The organism is Citrobacter sp. KTE151 (assembly GCF_000398845.1).
Lineage (GTDB): Bacteria > Pseudomonadota > Gammaproteobacteria > Enterobacterales > Enterobacteriaceae > Citrobacter > Citrobacter braakii.
Genome location: NZ_KB976059.1, coordinates 304,885 through 324,431 on the forward strand (window position 1 = coordinate 304,885; position 19,547 = coordinate 324,431).

General features: G+C 46.9%; 14 protein-coding genes and 1 tRNA gene. 7 read left to right on the forward strand and 8 right to left on the reverse strand.

Going from position 1 to position 19,547, the window contains the following annotated elements; all coding sequences use genetic code 11:
- Positions 1-176 precede the first annotated feature (176 nt).
- Together idnO and idnD are read right to left on the reverse strand one after the other, a co-directional pair.
- Positions 177-941, reverse strand: coding sequence for a gluconate 5-dehydrogenase (gene idnO, locus WC7_RS22780; RefSeq protein WP_016151510.1), 765 nt, complete (start codon positions 939-941; stop codon positions 177-179).
- 11 nt (positions 942-952) lie between these two features.
- Entirely contained in the window at positions 953-1,996 is a 1,044-nt protein-coding gene (gene idnD / locus WC7_RS22775) for an L-idonate 5-dehydrogenase (RefSeq protein WP_016151511.1), read from the reverse strand.
- Positions 1,997-2,213: 217 nt separating this feature from the next.
- Between idnD and idnK the strand changes: the two genes are divergently transcribed.
- A complete protein-coding gene (gene idnK / locus WC7_RS22770) occupies positions 2,214-2,735 on the forward strand; it encodes a gluconokinase (RefSeq protein ID WP_016151512.1) in 522 nt (173 codons plus the stop codon).
- 30 nt (positions 2,736-2,765) lie between these two features.
- On the opposite strand, the gene WC7_RS22765 is transcribed toward idnK, so the two are convergent.
- Positions 2,766-3,785, reverse strand: coding sequence for an NADPH-dependent aldehyde reductase Ahr (locus tag WC7_RS22765; RefSeq protein ID WP_016151513.1), 1,020 nt, complete (start codon positions 3,783-3,785; stop codon positions 2,766-2,768).
- Between the two features lie 220 nt (positions 3,786-4,005).
- Between WC7_RS22765 and WC7_RS22760 the strand changes: the two genes are divergently transcribed.
- From WC7_RS22760 to WC7_RS25015, 3 genes are all read left to right on the forward strand, one after another.
- Positions 4,006-4,090 (forward strand) — tRNA-Leu (locus tag WC7_RS22760).
- Positions 4,091-4,289: 199 nt separating this feature from the next.
- Complete coding sequence (locus WC7_RS22755) at positions 4,290-5,540, forward strand: tyrosine-type recombinase/integrase (RefSeq protein ID WP_016151514.1); 1,251 nt, start codon at positions 4,290-4,292, stop codon at positions 5,538-5,540.
- Positions 5,541-5,732: 192 nt separating this feature from the next.
- On the forward strand, positions 5,733-6,662 hold the full coding sequence (locus tag WC7_RS25015) for a DNA cytosine methyltransferase (RefSeq protein ID WP_032946823.1): 930 nt from the start codon (positions 5,733-5,735) through the stop codon (positions 6,660-6,662).
- Here the strand turns inward: WC7_RS25015 and WC7_RS22750 are convergent.
- From WC7_RS22750 to WC7_RS0124275, 3 genes are all read right to left on the reverse strand, one after another.
- The gene (locus WC7_RS22750) at positions 6,643-7,590 is read right to left on the reverse strand and encodes a hypothetical protein (RefSeq protein ID WP_016151516.1); all 948 of its coding nucleotides are present in this window, start codon (positions 7,588-7,590) and stop codon (positions 6,643-6,645) included. The two genes, WC7_RS25015 and WC7_RS22750, sit on opposite strands and share 20 nt — an antisense overlap.
- A gap of 489 nt (positions 7,591-8,079) precedes the next feature.
- Entirely contained in the window at positions 8,080-10,560 is a 2,481-nt protein-coding gene (locus WC7_RS22745; protein WP_016151517.1) for a DEAD/DEAH box helicase, read from the reverse strand.
- A 3-nt stretch (positions 10,561-10,563) separates the two neighbouring features.
- Positions 10,564-11,445, reverse strand: a complete 882-nt coding sequence (locus WC7_RS0124275; RefSeq protein ID WP_016151518.1) for a HamA C-terminal domain-containing protein — start codon at positions 11,443-11,445, stop codon at positions 10,564-10,566.
- Between the two features lie 107 nt (positions 11,446-11,552).
- On the opposite strand from WC7_RS0124275, the gene WC7_RS22740 reads away from it, so the two are divergent.
- From WC7_RS22740 to WC7_RS22730, 3 genes are all read left to right on the forward strand, one after another.
- Positions 11,553-15,464, forward strand: coding sequence for a sacsin N-terminal ATP-binding-like domain-containing protein (locus WC7_RS22740; protein WP_016151519.1), 3,912 nt, complete (start codon positions 11,553-11,555; stop codon positions 15,462-15,464).
- Between the two features lie 69 nt (positions 15,465-15,533).
- Positions 15,534-16,702, forward strand: a protein-coding gene (locus WC7_RS0124280) for an IS3-like element ISEc52 family transposase (RefSeq protein WP_155849768.1) whose coding sequence is annotated in 2 segments (ribosomal slippage) — positions 15,534-15,783 and positions 15,783-16,702 — 1,170 coding nt in all. Because the reading frame shifts where the segments join, the coding sequence is not laid out codon by codon here.
- Positions 16,703-16,731: 29 nt separating this feature from the next.
- Positions 16,732-18,258 (forward strand): protein NO VEIN domain-containing protein, encoded by a 1,527-nt coding sequence (locus tag WC7_RS22730; protein WP_016151520.1) that lies wholly within the window; start codon positions 16,732-16,734, stop codon positions 18,256-18,258.
- Positions 18,259-18,615: 357 nt separating this feature from the next.
- Here WC7_RS22730 and WC7_RS22725 read toward each other — a convergent pair whose 3' ends face one another.
- Together WC7_RS22725 and WC7_RS22720 are read right to left on the reverse strand one after the other, a co-directional pair.
- The gene (locus WC7_RS22725; RefSeq protein WP_016151521.1) at positions 18,616-19,191 is read right to left on the reverse strand and encodes a hypothetical protein; all 576 of its coding nucleotides are present in this window, start codon (positions 19,189-19,191) and stop codon (positions 18,616-18,618) included.
- 102 nt (positions 19,192-19,293) lie between these two features.
- On the reverse strand, positions 19,294-19,500 hold the full coding sequence (locus WC7_RS22720) for a helix-turn-helix transcriptional regulator (protein WP_016151522.1): 207 nt from the start codon (positions 19,498-19,500) through the stop codon (positions 19,294-19,296).
- Positions 19,501-19,547: the final 47 nt, after the last annotated feature.

Sequence of the window (19,547 nt, forward strand, 5' to 3'; positions counted from 1 at the left end):
TTATATCCCCGTCATACTGCAAGTTGCAGGTGTGTTGGCTACGCTCACTCACCCGAATCACTTACTCAAGTAAGCTCATCGGGTTCATTCACTTGCCGCCGTCCTGCAACTCGAATTATTTAGGGGGGGCCAAAAATGCAGCGCCTGGGCGCTGCGTGATGTTGCGTTGTGTTGTATCAGACGGCGACCAGCATGCCGCCATCGACAAACAACAGGTGCCCGTTAACAAAATCGGATGCTTTGGAAGAGAGGAATACCGCCGCGCCAATCAGCTCCTGCGGATCGCCCCAGCGCGCGGCTGGCGTACGTTTGCACAGCCAGGCGGTGAAGGCTTCATCCTCGACCAGCGCTTTGGTCATCTCGGTTTTAAAGTAGCCCGGTGCGATACCGTTGACCTGGATATTGTGGCGCGCCAGCTCAACGCACATACCGCGGGTGAGCATTTTCACCGCGCCTTTCGAGGCGGCATACGGCGTGATGGTATCGCGGCCCAGTTCGCTCTGCATGGAGCAGATGTTGATGACCTTCCCGGCCTGACGTTCCACCATGCGACGCGTTACAGCTTGCGAGACCAGGAACACCGCCGTCTGGTTAACGGCAATCACATCGTTCCAGTCCTGCTCCGGGAACTCGGTAAACGGATGGCGGCGCTGAATACCGGCGTTATTCACCAGTACATCGATTGGGCCAATGTCTTTTTCGATATGGTCGATGGCGGCATCAATGTCCTGTTTCTGCGTAACATTGAAGGGCGCGGCAACGGCGCGGATCCCTTCCTGTTGCAGTTTGGCGACGGCGGCCTCCGCGCGCTCCGGCGTAATATCATTGACGATAATCTGCGCGCCATATTTACCCAGCCCGGTCGCCAGTAAATAACCAATACCCTGGGCCGAACCGGTGATCAGAATATTTTTGCCATCCAGTGAAAAAAGATCGTTCATTATGTTCTTCCTTATTTTGTTTCAGCAAAAACGAGCTGGACTTTCGCTGCCTGGGTTTTATCCCCGGCAAAGATCAGCGCCTGTTCAAGCTCGGTAAATGGATATTCAGCGCTGAGTAACGGCAGTGGATCGATAACGTTATTCGCCAGCCACGACACCGCGGTGTTGAACTCGGTGGTAAAGCGGAACGAGCCTTTGAGCGCGATCTCTTTGCCGATCAGCATCATCATCGGGAAGTCCGGCACCGCACCGCCCATGCCGACCTGCACCATCACGCCTTTCGCGCGGGTGACCTCCAGGCAGGTGGTGATTGAGGACGGATGACCAGAGACTTCGAAGCTGACGTCGAAGTAGCCTTTTTCTTTTTTCCACTCATCGAGCGAGTCCTGCTGCGGGTTGATCAGCGTGTCAGCACCCATCTGCTGGGCCAGCGACAGCGAGCGCGGGCTGATATCAGCACAGACAATTTCTGCTGCGCCGAGCGTTTTCACCGCGCTGACGATCAGGCAGCCGATAGGCCCCACGCCGGAGATAAACACGCGTTTGCCCTGCAGGTCTCCTGCTTCATGCGCGGCGTGGATTGCGACTGCCAGCGGTTCGGCAAAGGCCATGACTTTTTCATCGGCGTGCTGGGGGTAGGGGATGCACTGCGCGGTATCGACGGTTTTAAATCGGGTAAAGCCGCCGTCAACGTGGGGAAAATACATGGCGCTGCCAAAAAAGCGCATTTCCGTGCACTGGTTTTCTTCGTGCTGCAGACAGTATTTACAGTGGCCACAGGGCTTCGACGGATTAATAGCCACCGACTGACCTTCATGTAATTCTTTTGAGTCGCTGTGCACTACTTTACCAATAACTTCATGGCCTAAAATCATCGGTGCTTTAACGGTAAAATTACCGACTTTTCCTTCCTGATAATAATGTAAGTCGGAACCACAAATTCCGCCGCGGGTAATTTGCACCAGCGTTCCTTTATTATCCCATTCAATATTTTGGTCGGTAATGGCAACAGTTTTCTTACCCGCGACAACGCAGGATTGTGTTTTGACTTGCATAAATGCCTCACTGGTCAGGTAGTAACCTCGGCAGCATTTAAACGGTTTTGATTGTTATTATTTGTGATAAAGATCACGCTGGAAAATTGTTACACTACAATGTTACGCATAACGTGATGCGCCTTGTAAATCTGCTCAGCCACGCCGAAAAAAGGTGAATTCTGCAATGTGGAAGGCGTAGTATCGCGCCATGGAATATGAATCTGGAGTTTTTTCAATGGCCGGGGAAAGTTATATTTTGATGGGCGTTTCGGGTAGCGGTAAATCTTTAATTGGCAGCAAAATTGCTGCAGTATTATCGGCTAAATTCATTGATGGTGACGATCTCCATCCGGCCAAAAATATTGATAAAATGTCTGAAGGTATTCCATTAACCGATGAAGACCGATTACCGTGGTTAGCGCGATTAAATGACGCTTCATACAGTTTATATAAAAAGAATGAGACCGGGTTTATTGTCTGCTCGTCATTAAAAAAACAGTATCGCGATATATTGCGGCAGGGCAGTCCGAATGTGCATTTTTTGTGGCTGGACGGCGATTACGAGACCATTCTGGCTCGCATGCAGCGTCGGGCAGGGCATTTTATGCCGGTGGGATTACTCAAAAGCCAGTTCGATGCGCTGGAGTGCCCGCAGGAGGACGAACGTGATATTACCCGCATCGACGTGAACCATGACATTGAGCATGTGACGGAACAGTGCCGCCAGGCGGTGCTCGCGTTTCGTAACAGGCAATAAGCTCAGCCCCTTGCGGGACTGAGCCTTGCATCAGAAGTCGGCTTTCAGCACCACGCGGTAGCGGGCTTTGCCGTCACGCACGTGCTGGATAGCTTCGTTAATTCGCGACATCGGGTACAGTTCGGTGGTGGGCGACACCTTGCTGCGCCCGGCAAACTTCATCAGCTTGCGCAGTTCGAACGGCGTACCGGTTGCCGAACCGGAGATGCTGCGATCGCCGGCAATTAAGGTGAACGCTGGCACCGGCAGCGGCTTCAGCACCGCGCCGACGGTATGGAAGTTACCGCCGTAGGCCAGTGCTTCAAAATAAGGCTGCCAGTCGAGATCGACGTTAACCGTGTTAATAATGAGATCGAACTGGCCCGCCAGCGCTTTTAGCGCATCCGGATCGCGGCTGTTAACCACCTTATCCGCCCCCATCGCCAGCACTTCCTGCTCTTTCGCCGGATTGGAGCTGAACGCGGTCACTTCGCACCCCATCGCGTGTAACAGCTTAATGGCGATATGCCCCAGGCCTCCGATGCCGATCACCCCAACGCGGCTGGTGGCGGTGATATGGTGCATCAGCAGCGGTTTGAACACCGTGATACCGCCGCACAACAAGGGACCCGCCGCCGCCAGATCGATGCTCTCCGGCAGCGGGATCACCCACTGCCAGTCGGCCCGCAGCTTCTCGGCAAAGCCACCGCGATTGAGAATAGTGGGAACGGAACCTTCCAGGCAGTTAATCTGATTGCCGCTGATACAGGCGTCGCAATGCCCGCAGCTGCGCGCCGTCCAGCCAATGCCGACGCGCTGACCAACCTTCAGACCTTTATCTTGCGCCGCGCTGCCGAGCGCCGCCACGCGACCAATCACCTCATGCCCGGCAACCAGTGGATACTGAGAGAACCCCCATTCGTTGTCGATCATCGACAAATCGGAATGGCAGATACCGCAGTAATCGACCTGGACTTCGACATCTTCCGGCTTAAGCTCGCCCGCATCATATTCATAGAGTTCTAGTTCGCTGCCCGCCGCTTTTGCGGCGTAGCTTTTTATCATCGACATCGTGTTTCCCTCAGTGTGGTGTTGAACTGGAAGTGTAGAGCATGGGGAAACGGGACGCTTCGCAGAAGGGGGGATTAATAAGGGGGCAAACTGTGACGATGGTTGCAGGTGAGAAAGGGAATGCTGAAATTTTCAACACTTAGCGAGTCAGGCACACGCTGGTGCTTGCATGGTGGCGCATGACAGGTATAATCCACAACGTTTTCCGCATCCCTTCCGTGCCGGAGTGGCGAAATCGGTAGACGCAGTTGATTCAAAATCAACCGTAGAAATACGTGCCGGTTCGAGTCCGGCCTTCGGCACCAACAGTATGTAAATAGACCTCAACTGAGGTCTTTTTTTATGCCTAAAATCCAGTCCCCGCAAGGCTTTACCCCGCTTTTCAGTCAACCGACGTCAATCTGAGTTACCCCACATCAACATGCTTGTGAGTATAGAACCGAGTATATATGCTGGTTCGATAATGGTTGTATACTCACAGCGGCACATGGAAGGAGAACTTTTATGGCTCTGACAGATATCAAAGTGCGTTCTGCAAAACCACAGGAAAAGGAATACACCCTTGTCGATGGGGATGGCATGTTTTTGCTCATACATCCTAACGGCTCAAAATACTGGCGGTTCCGTTTTCGCTTTGGGGGTAATCAGCACCTTATGGCGTTTGGGGTTTACCCTGAAACATCCCTCGCTGATGCTCGTCAAAAGAGGGAAGAGGCCAGAAGGCTTGTTGCTGCTGGAATCGATCCTCGCGAACACAAACGTGCTGTGAAAGAAGAACAGACGAAAGAAGCTATCACCTTTGAGTCAGTTGCCAGAGAGTGGCATGGCGCTAATAAGAAATGGTCGAAAGACCATAGCCTACGGGTGCTTAAAAGTCTGGAGAAAAATCTCTTCCCTACTTTAGGCAAGCGCAGTATTGATAGTTTCAGCACGCGCGATCTTCTTGTTCCTATAAAAGTAGTTGAGGCGACAGGGCGACTTGAGGTGGCTTCACGTCTTCAGCAGCGTACATATGCGATTATGCGTTATGCAGTGCAAAGTGGTTTGATCGATTACAATCCGGCCCAGGAAATGGCTGGGGCCGTAGCTTCAAGTAATCGTGTCCATCGTCCAGCGCTTGAGCTGAAACGCTTACCAGAACTACTCCGCAGAATTGATGGTTATACAGGCCGTCCTATGACTCGTTTGGCCGTCGAACTCACGTTATTAATTTTCATTCGTTCGAGTGAATTGCGCTTTGCCCGCTGGTCTGAAATCGATTTTGAAAAGGCAATGTGGACGATACCGGCGGAGCGAGAATTTATCGAAGGGGTTAAGCATTCACAGCGTGGCTCGAAAATGCGCACCCCTCATTTGGTGCCGCTGTCCCGTCAAGCATTAGCAATCCTGAAGCAGGTTCACAAGCTTAGTGGCGCTCGTGATTTTGTTTTCATTGGCGATCATGACCCTCGTAAACCAATGAGTGAAAACACGGTGAACAAGGCGCTGCGGGTTATGGGTTATGACACGAAGGTTGAGGTTTGTGGCCATGGTTTCAGGACGATGGCTTGTAGTTCATTGATTGAGTCAGGCCTGTGGTCGAGGGATGCGGTCGAACGACAGATGAGCCATATGGAGCGTAATTCTGTGCGGGCGGCTTACATTCACAAGGCGGAGCATCTTGATGAGCGTCGATTGATGTTGCAGTGGTGGGCGGATTATCTGGATGTAAATCGGGAGAAGGGGATTAGTCCGTTTGACTATGCGAAAGTGTAGTCAAATTGGAAGACTTTTCGCAAAGATGCACACTCTTGTTGGAATTTAAAATGCACTGTATATAATTACAGTTAGTTTGTTTCATAATCAATGCTTGGATACCACGGAACTGGCCTTAGTTAGAAAAAAAGGTGGCCATCGGGACTGGTTTCCGTTAGGATCTTCGGATCAAAAAGTGATGAAAAAGTCGATATGAAAAAGAAACCACTGAAGCAGTACAAGGTATCCTCGTTTTTCGCAGGGATTGGTGGATTCGATCTTGGTCTTGAGAAAGCGGGGATGGAAGTTGTTTTCCAATGCGAAATCAACAAGTTTTGCCAGAAAGTACTTAGAAAAAATTGGCCAAAAGTTCCATTACATACTGATATTACACAACTGAATGCTGATGAGATCCCAGAAAGTAGTGTTTGGTGTGGTGGTTTTCCTTGCCAGGATGTGTCGTCAGCTAACCAAGGAAAACGGAAAGGTCTAGAGGGGGCCCGAAGCGGCTTATTTTATACATATGCAAAACTCATCGAAGAAAGAAAGCCTGAATGGCTTGTTATTGAAAATGTTCCCGGACTGCTCAACAGCCACAATGGACAAGACTTCAAAGTTGTCATCGATACGTTGGTCGAACTCGGGTATGGCGTTTCGTGGAGAGTATTGGATGCAAAATACTTTGGAACACCCCAGCGTAGAAGAAGAGTGTACATTGTCGCAAGTCTTGGAAACATGCGCTCCGCTCGAGTCCTTTTTGAACCCGGAGCAACTAGAATCGTTGATAAACAGGGCCAAGGAGAGAGGGCAAATGCTTCCGGAGCCTCTGATACAGGCCTATCAAAAGCAGATATCTATTCTATCCAGCATGCAAGTATTGGACGAAAAGCAACCGCAGGACCTCAAGCAAAAGGATACAGGAACGACGGAGAAACCTACACTCTTGACTCAAGAGGAAGTTCAGATGCTGTATGTGCGCCGGATGCTGCCTTCCGAGTACGAGCGTCTGCAGGGATTTCCAGAGAACTGGACTCTAATCGATTCAGAGCAGTAGGGAACGCTGTCGCGGTCCCTATTGTTGAATGGATAGGAAAAAGAATTGTCCTTGTAGATCAGCAGATGCTCAACGAGGCATTATCGTAACAGTACTATTATCTAAACGTAAAAATGATCCTTCGAATAGTTCAGGGCGTGGTGCGCCCTGATCTGTTAGAAATCTTACAAATGTTGAATAGTTGGTGAATAATGTTTTTGAGTCATCAATGATCAACGGAATCGGACCTGGATGTGGTTCATCCGATGTATCTTCCTTGAAAGCTAAAATACATAATGTCCAGTTATGGGCTTTTAGATCCCTAAGATTTGCATTCCTAAAACGTCTGTGTAGATAGTCATAGAGTAAGCTACCAACAGCAAAAACGATTTTTCCACCAGTTTGATCAACAACATTCCCTTTCACAAGAAATTGTTCTTGTTGTCGTCTCCATGCGTTGGTTTCGATAGTATTTGCTGCTACAGGTCTTCTTAGAATTTCATTTGTTGGGTATTCGAGGTCAGCCCAAGCGGCAATGTGGCGAGTAATGGCTCCTGTGCTGCTCGTTTCTCCGCCGCCTTGCATTTCGAGGAGGACTTCGTCAGCTCTTCCTCTACCGGAAAAGTTTCTCATTACGTAGTCTGCGTGGTAGCTATTATCTGAATCTGGTAAAGGAATATTGACTTCTCTTTTTACGCCAATCTCTGAATCTTGCAGTTCAGGATCCTGATAAATCAGTTTTGCTACTTTCCGCAAAATGTCTCTCTGATGTTCAACTAAGACATTGTCAACTTGTTGTGTACGCTCACCTGAGATGATTGTCTTTTTTTGGCGAGTAGAACAAAGTCTATGCTCACAAACGATCCAAATAGTGCCGTCTGGTTTACGGACAGAGCAAACAGGATGATTATTTTTACTTACTTTGTCACACGTACGATCCATAAAAGGGCATTGCGCCAGCGTCCCTTTTGAAACGGGGACAATCTGTTGTTCCACGTCTGTTCTTTGGCCTAAATATTCCGCGATACTCACTGCCATTGCTCATTCCTCATTCAGGAGCTGTGTGCGATATGATCTCAGTGAGTAGCAATTTATGTCAATTAATTCATGGTGTTTCTGCATCCTGGATGTCAGTTTTCAATGGGATGTGATGAAGTTTCGATGTCGAAGCTGCACATTTACTGATAACACTCAACATTGTCACTGTTGAAAAGGTACATGGGATGCTCAGGGCGAGTTACAGGTCAAAGATTCCGCCACACGATGAGTGCTATTTTGTATGAGCAGGGGTTTAACTAGGTCTGGATTGAGCCATAACTGCCTGTGTTAATAATTACTATCATTGGTAGGACAGAACTCTGCTAAATATCGGTAAGGAAGAAGATAGATGATGCTGTGGTACGGATATTTCATTTATTGAATAATTAATTTTAGTGTAAAACAGATTGATTATTTTAAATGTAAGGGAGCAAGGATATCTTGGCTCCCCTTAGGGATTACAATATCAAATATAGTTAGATAGCTGTTCTACAATAAATGAGAAATATGTTGAAGTTCCCATTCATTTAATTCAATTACAGCCCTTTTAAGATCTAAAGCTTGTAACTTGTTTTCTGAATGATATTTTCTGATCTTAATTGCGGTTTCCCTAGGAACGCCTCTGTCACTCAAGTATCGAGATATCTCGCTATACAAACCTAATTCTATTTGCGATATAACACTGCTACTATCACTTATATCGGCAGCGGGTTTTAATAACATAGGTAAGCCAAAACTAACATGTTTCGTTAATTTATCAATTTCCTTATCTAAATTTTCATGTAATTCATTATTGTAAGTTGGAAACCTGTTCTCTAATATTTCGCATAGTGAGTTTTCTCTTACCCATCCCTCAGCGCTTTTTGCTATTCCGAACAAAAATTTTTCGTCATGAACTTGACCAATATAGCGCGTGAAGTAATAATTAAAATTGTCTCTCATTATTTTAAGCCATGACAGAAAAACATCGCAAAGGTCAGCCTTAAATATGGCTGAAGGAATGTGCATGTTAGTTTTTGTTATAAATAAATACAATTCATTTAAATCAAAAGGATCCCAGTATCTATTTTGCATAACTATTTGCCGTGGCACTGAAATATCTTCAAGTCCTGATATTATTTTTTTTATATAGAATTCGTCTAAAAATATGCCAACATTATTTAATCTTGAAATCCCCTCATGACCATGCCTGAAGAACATTTGCCGGATGTAAGTAATAATGCTTTTTGAATTGCTTGTAAATACTAAAGAAGAGTCATCCAATTTTTCATTAATGTAGTCAATATCCCGCAAGTATAGATCGTGATAGCCTGTTTTGATTTCCTTATATTCATTCGAGAATAATGTTTCATTTTCTTCTCTATGTGATTCAAATGAATTTTCATCCAGCACAATTGTTCTGCCAACAAAGTCTGTAAGTAGCCGTCCTGCCCTTCCTCGTAGGTTTGCAAACTCATAAGGGGATAGCATCACTGAAGTTTCGACTTTGCGTACAAATAAATTAGGGTTTCTTATGATTATATTTTTCGCAGGTAGATTTACCCCCTGCATTAAAGTTGTAGTACAGAAGAGATTTTTTATGTAGCTCTGCGATACCGCATATTCAATACTTTTACGTACATGCATTGGAATTCTACTGGTATGGTAAGCTACACCATAATTAACAAACTCGGCAAGTTCATAGTGCTTATGGACAGAGTTTTTAAGATATAAGGAAAGGCTTTCTAATTTAGTAGTGGCAATCATGGGGAATACTTCGCAGTATTCTTTTGCTGATTTTCTAGCTTGTCTCGTTGTTGGAGAGAAAATTATATTACTATCATCATTTAATTTTTTAAGTATGCTATGCAAATAAGAGTTGAATGCTGAATTGTACTGTGATGCCCCTATACCTTTTATCAAATCGACATTTTGTATTGGAGTGGAAATGGGCAGCGATGAAAATGGTGAATACTGATTGATGTAATAGATATCACTTTTTTTTGATACTGAGTATGTGAGACTTAATACAGGAGGGACATCTGTTTTTTTCTCTTCAGAAATCTCACCAAAAATGTCAAAGCTCAAGCCTCCAATGTTTTTCAAGCGTGGCCCACTGAGGATTATTTTACTCACTTCTACATCAGTTCTAACATCCATTAGGACATCGTATAGTATTTTTGCTCTATCATTATTCTCGCTGTCAGCTCGCTCTATATTTTGAATTTCATCCACTATTAATAAATCTAGGCTGTCAATGCTTTCTTGTGAGAATACTGAGATTGCTCTTTCTTGTGTTAATACATAGACAAAATTTTCCTTACCCTCCTCAAATGAGTTAAGTATATCTACTCCTCTAATATTGTGATCTTTAAAAAGATTAGATAGATCTGTAGTGACTTGGCTTATTAAGCTTAGCGTGGGCACGACATAAACAATTTTTGTTGCGCCTTTTCCTAATAATTGAATTGTTTTTAAATATAGTAGGAATGATTTTCCCGCCGATGTGGGTGCTGAAATTCCAATTATTTTGTTATTATCTATGGCTTCCCAAAGATCATGCTGAAATTCTGTTAAAATATAATCTTTTTGGTTTATCGTTATTTTGTTTTTTAATTCATCTGCGATAATTTTTAATTTATCAAAATAGCTTCCATAATAGGAATAAACACCATCGTTTTTTAACGATTCATCCATCATCTTATTGCTGGGTGAAAAGCCGATATAAGATAATGTTGGGGATAGTATCTGCCTTAAAGTATCTTTATCATTCTCATTACAATGCGTCCAAATCAAAGCAATGGTTATCATTGCCAATTGTCTGTTGTCATCGTTGTTAGTGCTGTTGGCTATCTTGTTTAATAAATTTAGTGCATTTATCAATAAGTCTCTATTTAATTTTTTTCTTTCTCCAGTAATTAAGTTAAGACGAATTGCGAAATCGTCTAATTCGAAAGATAGTAAACTTAAAATTATACTTCTATCATTCATAACTCACCCTTCGAAATTATTTAATAAATTAGATAGTGACCATGACGGAAACACGATGTAATGTATTCTACTAATATATGCTAAATTAAAACTATCATATAAGTTTGAATGTGTTTTATTCCATCTGTCTTCAACGCATTCTTCAATTTTTTTTCTTATCTCCGGGGCGCTAGGAGCTTGTGTGTTTTTATTTTCTTCATAAACAATCAAACAAATAAATTCAAAGATGGGGTCTTTTAGCTTACCTTTCAATAAGTTATCTGCAATAGCCTGTAGTTCTGGTTCAATAAAATCATCATATCTATAAAGCAGTAATTCATTTTCGATATTTTGAATTGAATTAAATATACTGCTTACGGATGAAGATAGTGCTTCGTTAAATTTGTATTTTGATTCATAGCATTTTGACTCACCCAAAAAAAATATTTGCTTATCACCATTATCTAGATAGTGTATAGCATCAGCGCCATGTCTTTCTAATCCTGGGTTTGTCGTTATGGGCATTTTTCTCAATAATGGAGCTGCTTGAAAAAAATGCTGTATAAAATTAAATAATAACAGTTCGCCATATTGCCCTTGAGGACAGCCTTTCCTGAATTTTAATGACATGATTTCATGAAGGTAGCTTATTGCATTTTGGAAATCTTGATTCCTAGATGTCAATTCTCTGTTAAGAATTGCATTATATCTATTCTTGGAATAGACCCAGCTGGATGCTGTGCTTTTTAATTCTCGAATAAAAGAATCTCTTCGCTCGCTCAAATCCAAATAATTGATGGCTACGCCACGATGCGATTTTGCTGCAGGTTTTTGAATTTTTTGTTCAAACCAATGCAAATGGTTCATGAGATCATCTGTATTGGATAAATTTACAGTGGTTGCCATGTCATAGTCCCTTACGGAGATAATTCATTGAAATTAATATCTTATACAGCACATGTAAATAGCCGTGGTGTATTTTTATCCAATGAATCGTTACAAAAATAAGATGCATGCCCACCCTGTTCTGTGTGAACGCTACGACCAGCTACGGATTTATACCAAAAGTAGGAATTCTATATGTCACGTATTACCATCAACGTTTTATGGTTAACCGTACCAATAGCGCGGAAGTGGGCATGAGCGAAGTAGCAGATCAACAGCAATTGGAAACTCAGCCAGCGGGTGATGACCTCCTGCAAGGTGTCAAACGCGTTCTCAGGCATGCCGTTCAGGCGTACGGGGATGGGTTAAAGGTTTATCAAAGCCTGCAAAATCTCAACGAGGTGATTGGCACGGAGTACGGTAATCGGGTCATTTATGAGTTGATTCAAAATGCGCATGATGCGCATACGTCCGAAGAACGTGGGCGGATAGCTGTCAGCCTGGTGCTTGAAAACCTTTCACGGGGAACGCTCTACATCGCTAATGATGGGCGAGGGTTTCGCCATCAGGATGTTGAAGCGGTCAAAAACCTGGCGATCAGCTCCAAAGAGATTGGCGAAGGTATTGGCAATAAGGGGCTTGGATTTCGCAGTATCGAGGCGCTGACGCAATCCGTGAGGATCTATTCTCGCTCAAATACGAACGGCAAGGACCGATTTGAGGGTTACTGTTTCCGTTTCGCAGATACTGACGAAATCGCGCATAATATTCGCGATCTCGGTGTTGATGACGCGATCAGCAACGAAGTTGCCAAAACGCTTCCCCGCTATCTTGTGCCTGTTCCTCTAGATGATCAACCGGAGGATGTCCGCACTTTTGCCCGCAACGGTTTCTCCACCGTTATCGTGGCACCGTTAGAAACTGAAGCGGCAGTTACGCTTGCCAGAACGCAGGTGAAGGAGCTGACCAATCGCGATGTTCCACTGATGCTTTTCCTCGATCGTATTACCGAAATCAGTATCGAAATTTTATCCCCGGATGAGAAAGCCGAAAAGCGCACCATGCAACGGCAGGAAAAGGCGCTGGGAAGTATTCCTGACGCGCCTGATGTCAGTCTCTACGAAGTCGATATAGGTCAGCGGAAACGCTTTTTAGTGGCCAGAAGCAATGTCGATAAAGCGCGCGTGCAGCAAGCGGTGAGCGATAGCTTATTGACTGCACCTCAGCTAAAGCGTTGGCTGAACTGGCAAGGGATACCGGTTGTTTCTGTCGCCGTTGGCCTGAACAAATCAACAGTAACTTCTGGAAGACTCTACAACTTTTTGCCAATGGGCACTGAGGCCGCTTCACCGATTTGCGGCTATATCGATGCACCATTTTTTACCGATATTGACAGGCGTAACACGAACATGAGTTTGCAGCTGAACCGGCTGTTAATGGAAGTGGCTGCGGAAACCTGTGCCGCTGCTGCTTTGTCCGTCGTATCCCGTGAGCTGGATATAGGTGCATCTGCGGTTTTTGATCTGTTTGCCTGGACGGGGGAACATCGTCGCATGATGCAAACAGCACTGGAACGGAAAGATACTTCGCTCAGCAAAGCCCGCCTGATTCCGGTGATGGCTCCGCCAGGAAAACAGCAATGGTCGAGTCTTGAAGAAGTCAGTATCTGGCCGGAGGTGAAATTTGCCATCCTGAAGCCGAAAGACGTTGCCAGATACAGTGGCGCGCAGTTGGTTTCTAGCGAATTGAATACGCCGCGCATAGTGCGTTTGAGGGAGATAACAAAATTTCCCTATATGTATCAGTCATTAGATCCTTCGGCGCAGACACTGGTGAAATGGGCAGAAGCCTTTGCCCTTTCGCTGGTGGAACGGAAATTCTCCCCTGCCAGTTGGACCAAATTCTATGATGATTTGGTCACCTTGTTTGCTGCGGTAAAAGTGAAACTCAACACACTTGAGAACTGCCTGATCCTGTATGACCGCCAGGGCAAACTCCGGCCCGCAGGCGGGCATAACAGTAATGAACACAATGGCGTTTTTGTACGTCGGCATGTATCCAGAGGCGACAAAAAGAAAGATAAGCGTACCGGGATTCCGTTGCCGCCAGCGATTGTTTCTCGGCGCTACCGGTTTCTGGATGAAAAAATCGTGCTTAGTGCGGCGACGTTCAATGCGTTTACCGTCGCCGACCTGATAAGAGAGTACGATCCGATCAAAGCCCTGTCAGGGCTGAATACGGCCCTGAGTAATAAGGCGACAGTCAGACAGCGCCAGGATGCACTATTGTGGGCATTTGAGGTCTGGCGCAGCAGTAGTGTCGTTGTCGATGTGGAGCTGAAAAAAGCCGATCTCCATATTCCCGTGCAGTCGGGTTGGTGTGCGGCAAGCAAGGCTATGTTTTCATCCTCCTGGACGCCAACAGGGAAGGTTGTGGAAAGCTATTTAACCGGCGCGATGGGGATCTCGCCTGACTGCCGTCTGGCAGCGGGTTTGTTATTGATTGAGCTGCAAGACTGGCCGGGCGTCGTGCAAAACAGCAAAACCGACTGGATTAAATTCCTCCGCGTGCTTGGCGTTGCAGATGGATTACAGCCGGTTGAATCTAAGGTAAGAGCGCGAGCATATGGCGATAGTTGGAATAGCTTTTTACGCAATGGCGACGAGCATGAGGGGTTTGATAGCGACTGGAGGGCAGAAGTAAAGCGGGCACATATAAGTTTCTACCATCCTCAGACGGTCTATACCTCGGAAGGAAAAACATGGCGATTGCCCGGGCAACTTGAGCACGCAACATTGCCAGACGATCTGAGGGAGCTGTTGTGTACGCTGATTTTCGCCTTTCTGAAGTCGCAGACTACGGAGTTTTTTACCTTTGAGGTCGGTCGTTTTGAGCGACAGAATTCGCAAACAGACTCCCGTACGCTGCCAACGCCGCTTGGCACTTTTTTACGCACTAAAGCTTGGCTTGCCAGCACTAGCTCACTATCTGAAGGATTGCATTTTAGCCGTCCAGATGCGTGCTGGGCTTCGCGGGAGCGGCGCAATAAACCTCCGCGTTTCCTAGACCATTTGATTGAGCACAACGTTGATATTATTGAAGAGAGTCAACTAGCGGAGCGCTTGTTTTCTGCGAAAATTGGCCTACGTGATTGGAATCATACCGGGACGGCGTTGGATCGCATTAAAGAACTGGTCTACATTGTTCCGCAGTTGAACGCTGGCGATAAGGCGGATTTACAGCGGGAATATCAACGAAGCTGGCGTGATATCCTCGACAGCGACGAAGCTCTTCCCGACGGATTGGACCTGATTGTTTTTCGCCGTGGGCAGCATGAAGTGCTGCGCGGCAACAGCGATCTGCCTCCTGCGGTGATTGTCACCAGTATTGCACAAAAAATTGAAGCACAAATGCTTGCTTCTGCAGGCTACGCAATACTCGGTATTGGCCTGGATGAGACCGATACACTCGTCTCCTGCCTCGGTGATACGGGACGATTTTCACCCCGTAAGATTAATGACGGCGGAGTGCAACTTTACCTCGATGGTAAGCCGTTTTATCCCGATGAGAGCGATCCGTTGCTTATCTCCTTCGACATGAACTGGTTACCGGAAATCCTGGTTATTGGTCTGGCGTTACTCGGGGAAAACTTAGAGCGGGGCGTTCACGCCACCAAGGTTGATAAGCAGCTGCGCGCAATCAGGGTACGCCGTTGTAAGACCCTCTCTTTTGCCGTGCAGGGCGATGATGCCACCCCAACGGAGTCGTTCGTCAGCTATTCCTGGCCCCATGAAACGATGCCGACGCTGATTATTGAAGAGGGGCTGGTGTTTAACTGGCAGACCTTAGCGAAGATTTCCCGCAACCTCTCACGGCTGGTGGATAACCGGTTACGTTTCATTGAAACCTTACTTTTGCGCCTCGCAGTTGGTCGCGATAATGGCTCGTTGAGTAAACCGGATGACGTTACCCTGGCTTGGGAGATGAATTGCGATGTTCAAACGATCCGTGATCATTACGCCCGACTGCGCACGGACTGAAGTGGTTTACTGAATTTGGCCACCTGAACAGAGGTGATATGCTCACCTCAGAACAACACAGGTGCCATAATGAAAAAAAGAAATTTCAGCGCAGAGTTTAAACGCGAATCCGCTCAACTGGTCGTTGACCAGAATTACACCGTGGCAGATGCAGCCAGCGCTATGGATGTCGGCCTTTCCACAATGACGCGATGGGTGAAACAATTACGTGATGAGCGGCAGGGAAAAACACCAAAAGCCTCCCCCATTACCCCGGAACAAATTGAAATCCGTGAGCTCAGGAAAAAGCTACAACGTATTGAAATGGAAAATGAAATATTAAAAAAGGCTACCGCGCTCTTGATGTCAGACTCCCTGAACAGTTCTCGATAATCGGGAAACTCAGGGCGCGTTATCCTGTGGCCACTCTCTGCCATGTGTTCGGGGTCCATCGCAGCAGCTACAAATACTGGAAAAACCGTCCTGAAAAGCCAGACGGCAGACGGGCTGTATTACGCAGCCAGGTACTTGAACTGCATGACATCAGCCACGGCTCTGCCGGAGCAAGAAGCATCGCCACAATGGCAACCCAGAGAGGCTACCAGATGGGGCGCTGGCTTGCTGGCAGACTCATGAAAGAGCTGGGGCTGGTCAGTTGCCAGCAGCCGACTCACCGGTATAAGCGTGGCGGTCATGAGCACGTTGCTATCCCGAATCATCTTGAGCGACAGTTCGCCGTAACGGAACCAAATCAGGTGTGGTGCGGTGATGTGACCTATATCTGGACGGGTAAGCGCTGGGCGTACCTCGCCGTTGTTCTCGACCTGTTCGCAAGAAAACCAGTGGGCTGGGCCATGTCGTTCTCGCCGGACAGCAGGCTTACCATGAAAGCACTGGAAATGGCATGGGAAACCCGTGGTAAGCCCGTCGGGGTGATGTTCCACAGCGATCAAGGCAGTCATTATACGAGCAGGCAGTTCCGGCAGTTACTGTGGCGATACCGGATCAGGCAGAGTATGAGTCGGCGTGGAAACTGCTGGGATAACAGCCCAATGGAGCGCTTCTTCAGGAGTCTGAAGAACGAATGGGTGCCAGCGACGGGCTATGTAAGCTTCAGCGATGCAGCTCACGCAATAACGGACTATATCGTTGGATATTACAGCGCACTAAGACCGCACGAATATAATGGTGGGTTACCACCAAACGAATCAGAAAACCGATACTGGAAAAACTCTAACGCGGTGGCCAGTTTTAGTTGACCACAACAGACATCACTCATGTGATAGACATGCTACTTCCTGTGGTGACGTATCTCAACGGTATTGAGCTTGCTCAGGTTCTCAAGCGGGAATATGCCTTATCTAGGTCAGTATTTGATGTGCGTAGTTGGATTTCATCACATCTATCTGATAGTGATATACCTGCTGAAAAGCTGCTGGACGTGTGTGAAACAGCAACCGATCGGGTTGAACTCCGTAAAATGCTGTCGTTTGATTTTCAGCAATTTAACCTGGCTCTGGAAGCGTTAGGGGAAACACCGCTGTCCAATGAGGATGCTCTGCGCAGATTTTTTACGGCCTTTGTCGGGCAGAGGCGTTCACATATTATCGATCGGTTACGCCGACACTATCTGGCGACCTTTGATACCGGCGGAGATTTGTCACAATACGTTCAGCATAAATCTTTGGGCTTCATTTCCTTCAACTCTGAATGGATTTTGACACATGAAACCTTGGAAAAGGAGATGGTGGACTCGCAGGTTGACACGCAACTTTTGAGTGCGTTAGGACCGGACAATGGTGAAGAGCTGTCTGCACTTAATACGTTATTAGACGCGAATCGTAAAAATGTGCGCGAATTTGCCATGCAGGCTCAGCCGCGAGTTTCCGCCTGGTGCAGACAAAATGATGTCCCGGTGAATGCTCACTGGCAGTACAACGATCCTCAGGCGTTTTGCCGACAGCTCGAAAATAAGGGCTTTCTTGATTTCCGGCTCTTTGAGCCGGATTCACTACCGGATTACTGCCTGCGCGCCGGGCTATGGCCACCAACGATGCCGCCCAGCCTAGATCAGGATGTGCTGAATATCGACATGAGGAAAGTTTCCCAGGAAAAAGAACGCGCTGAGCAGGCAAAACGGCAACAGGAACTTGAGCGTCGCAGTATCTTTTTTTCCGGGCAGTCGCTTGATACAGCCAGCCCGCTATTTGCCGATCAACTTCGGGAACTGGCGAGTACCGATAGTAGTTGGCAGGTGCGCAGCCAGCACAAGACGCAGGCCTTGATGGATTTTGGCGTGGTGACAATGCGTCAGGCGAGCGGCGGAGGTTGCGGAAAAAGAACCGGGCGTGCGTATCGGGAGCCTCGATTGACACCTGCACAGCAGCAAGCCATGGGGCTGGCGAGCGAGTGGCTGGCTTTTCAGTATCTGCGCGATCGCTTTCCGGATTATACGGATGAAACTTGCTGGGTATCTGGTAATCGGGCTTCGTTTTGCGGGGGCGAGGAAGGAGATGATTCGGCCGGGTATGATTTCATAGTGAAGACGCCGAAAGTGGAATGGCTTTTCGAAGTCAAATCCACCCTCGAAGATGGTCAGGAGTTTGAACTGACTGCCAATGAACTTCGTGTGGCAAGTGCGGCGGCTAAAGACGCAAGCCGACGTTACCGAATCCTCTACGTCCCTTATGTGCTTTCGCCGGATAGATGGTGCGTTATCGAATTACCAAACCCGATGGGCGATAAAACACGCAATCACTTCAGCGTTGTGGGGCATGGATCTTTGCGTTTGCGTTTTCAGCGGCAGGAGAACTGACAGCAACCCTGCTCAGGGAAACCTGAGCGGGGTTTTTAAATATGGCCTCTATGGATAGGGGACACTTTCTGCAGTAAATGGATAATAAGAAAGCTAACGTTGAAGTCTGATTCTGCCATTTTCCACGACAGCTAAATGCTGGATCTTCTTTTTAGGATCCCAACATACCTAGCAGTAGGACGTAAGTATGCTTGAGTTCATCTCGATATCCTTGTTTCTGAATGACAGGCATTACTATTTCGTGGGTGTGAACCGATGAAGGGGGTGATGTCATTGGAAAATAATGAGGTAGTAGCAAGGAGAAGTTCTGCTCTTATCATAGTGAAAAAGCGGTTTGGGAACAAATCGGAACTGATATCAATTGCCGGTAAACAGCAGGTATTCATCCATCATTTGCGTGAGGGATATGTTTTCCTCCTGCCGTCCAACCAGCCACAAGCCTAGATCTTCAGGTGCCTTACGTTTCAGGTTATCCAGCCAGTCTTCCAGCGTCGCCCCCATCATCAAATCGTACCAACATAGCCAGACCAGTTTGTGGCGATGCTCCGGTGAGCTGAATTGTCGTAACAGGCTAATCAGCCTGTTTGCTAGCGGGCGTTGTTTCAGGCGGATACATTCACTCAGCAATATCCCTTCCAGCATTGGGTGGTGCAGTAAAGTTTTTTGCCTTGTCTCAAGGCTGATTTGCATATCAGTCAATACCGACATTGGCTCTGGATGCTGACTTCCATAAATCAGTCGGTAAAGGCATTGTGGTACCACTGCAGTCATCTGCCCCGCATCGGGAAAGTACAGACTGCCCACCATCAGATGGTGGCTGGCCTGAATATTGGGATGACACATGCCATTTATAATGGCCAGTTTTGTGAACCCGTTTAGCCAGCGTTGATAGCTGTCCAGCAAACTGTTATATCGCGTCTTCGTCTCTTTCATGGTGGGTTATCCCTGAATACTGAATGACAGGCAGCCGCAAACCTCCGCAATGAGAGGATAAAGAGTTTGCCTGTCAGGAAAGTGATATGTAAGGAGAGGTATTTAGCTGCGTGATTCGTCGATTCTCGCCTGTAGCCAGGCTTCGACTTCACTTTTCCGCCAGCGAGAGCTACGTCCCAGCTTTATCTGTTTAGGGAAAAGCCCCTCCTTGATGAGTCGATATATCCATTTGTCACTAACCCCCAACAGGCTGGTGATAAACACCATATCGATAAACTGTTCTTCAAGCAGGGAAGGTTTAACGGTCATGATTTGATTCTCCGGTAGCTAAGTGGGAACCGGAGATGGGTTAAGAA

What these genes read in the sequence shown, in the direction of transcription:
- WC7_RS22745 (WP_016151517.1), bottom strand. Translation starts at nt 10,560, where the DNA reads ATGAATGATAGAAGTATAATTTTAAGTTTACTATCTTTCGAATTAGAC.
- WC7_RS22755 (WP_016151514.1), top strand. Translation starts at nt 4,290, where the DNA reads ATGGCTCTGACAGATATCAAAGTGCGTTCTGCAAAACCACAGGAAAAG.
- WC7_RS0124275 (WP_016151518.1), bottom strand. Translation starts at nt 11,445, where the DNA reads ATGGCAACCACTGTAAATTTATCCAATACAGATGATCTCATGAACCAT.
- WC7_RS22720 (WP_016151522.1), bottom strand. Translation starts at nt 19,500, where the DNA reads ATGACCGTTAAACCTTCCCTGCTTGAAGAACAGTTTATCGATATGGTG.
- WC7_RS22725 (WP_016151521.1), bottom strand. Translation starts at nt 19,191, where the DNA reads ATGAAAGAGACGAAGACGCGATATAACAGTTTGCTGGACAGCTATCAA.
- WC7_RS25015 (WP_032946823.1), top strand. Translation starts at nt 5,733, where the DNA reads ATGAAAAAGAAACCACTGAAGCAGTACAAGGTATCCTCGTTTTTCGCA.
- WC7_RS22730 (WP_016151520.1), top strand. Translation starts at nt 16,732, where the DNA reads ATGCTACTTCCTGTGGTGACGTATCTCAACGGTATTGAGCTTGCTCAG.
- idnK (WP_016151512.1), top strand. Translation starts at nt 2,214, where the DNA reads ATGGCCGGGGAAAGTTATATTTTGATGGGCGTTTCGGGTAGCGGTAAA.
- WC7_RS22750 (WP_016151516.1), bottom strand. Translation starts at nt 7,590, where the DNA reads ATGGCAGTGAGTATCGCGGAATATTTAGGCCAAAGAACAGACGTGGAA.
- WC7_RS22765 (WP_016151513.1), bottom strand. Translation starts at nt 3,785, where the DNA reads ATGTCGATGATAAAAAGCTACGCCGCAAAAGCGGCGGGCAGCGAACTA.
- WC7_RS22740 (WP_016151519.1), top strand. Translation starts at nt 11,553, where the DNA reads ATGCCCACCCTGTTCTGTGTGAACGCTACGACCAGCTACGGATTTATA.
- idnD (WP_016151511.1), bottom strand. Translation starts at nt 1,996, where the DNA reads ATGCAAGTCAAAACACAATCCTGCGTTGTCGCGGGTAAGAAAACTGTT.
- idnO (WP_016151510.1), bottom strand. Translation starts at nt 941, where the DNA reads ATGAACGATCTTTTTTCACTGGATGGCAAAAATATTCTGATCACCGGT.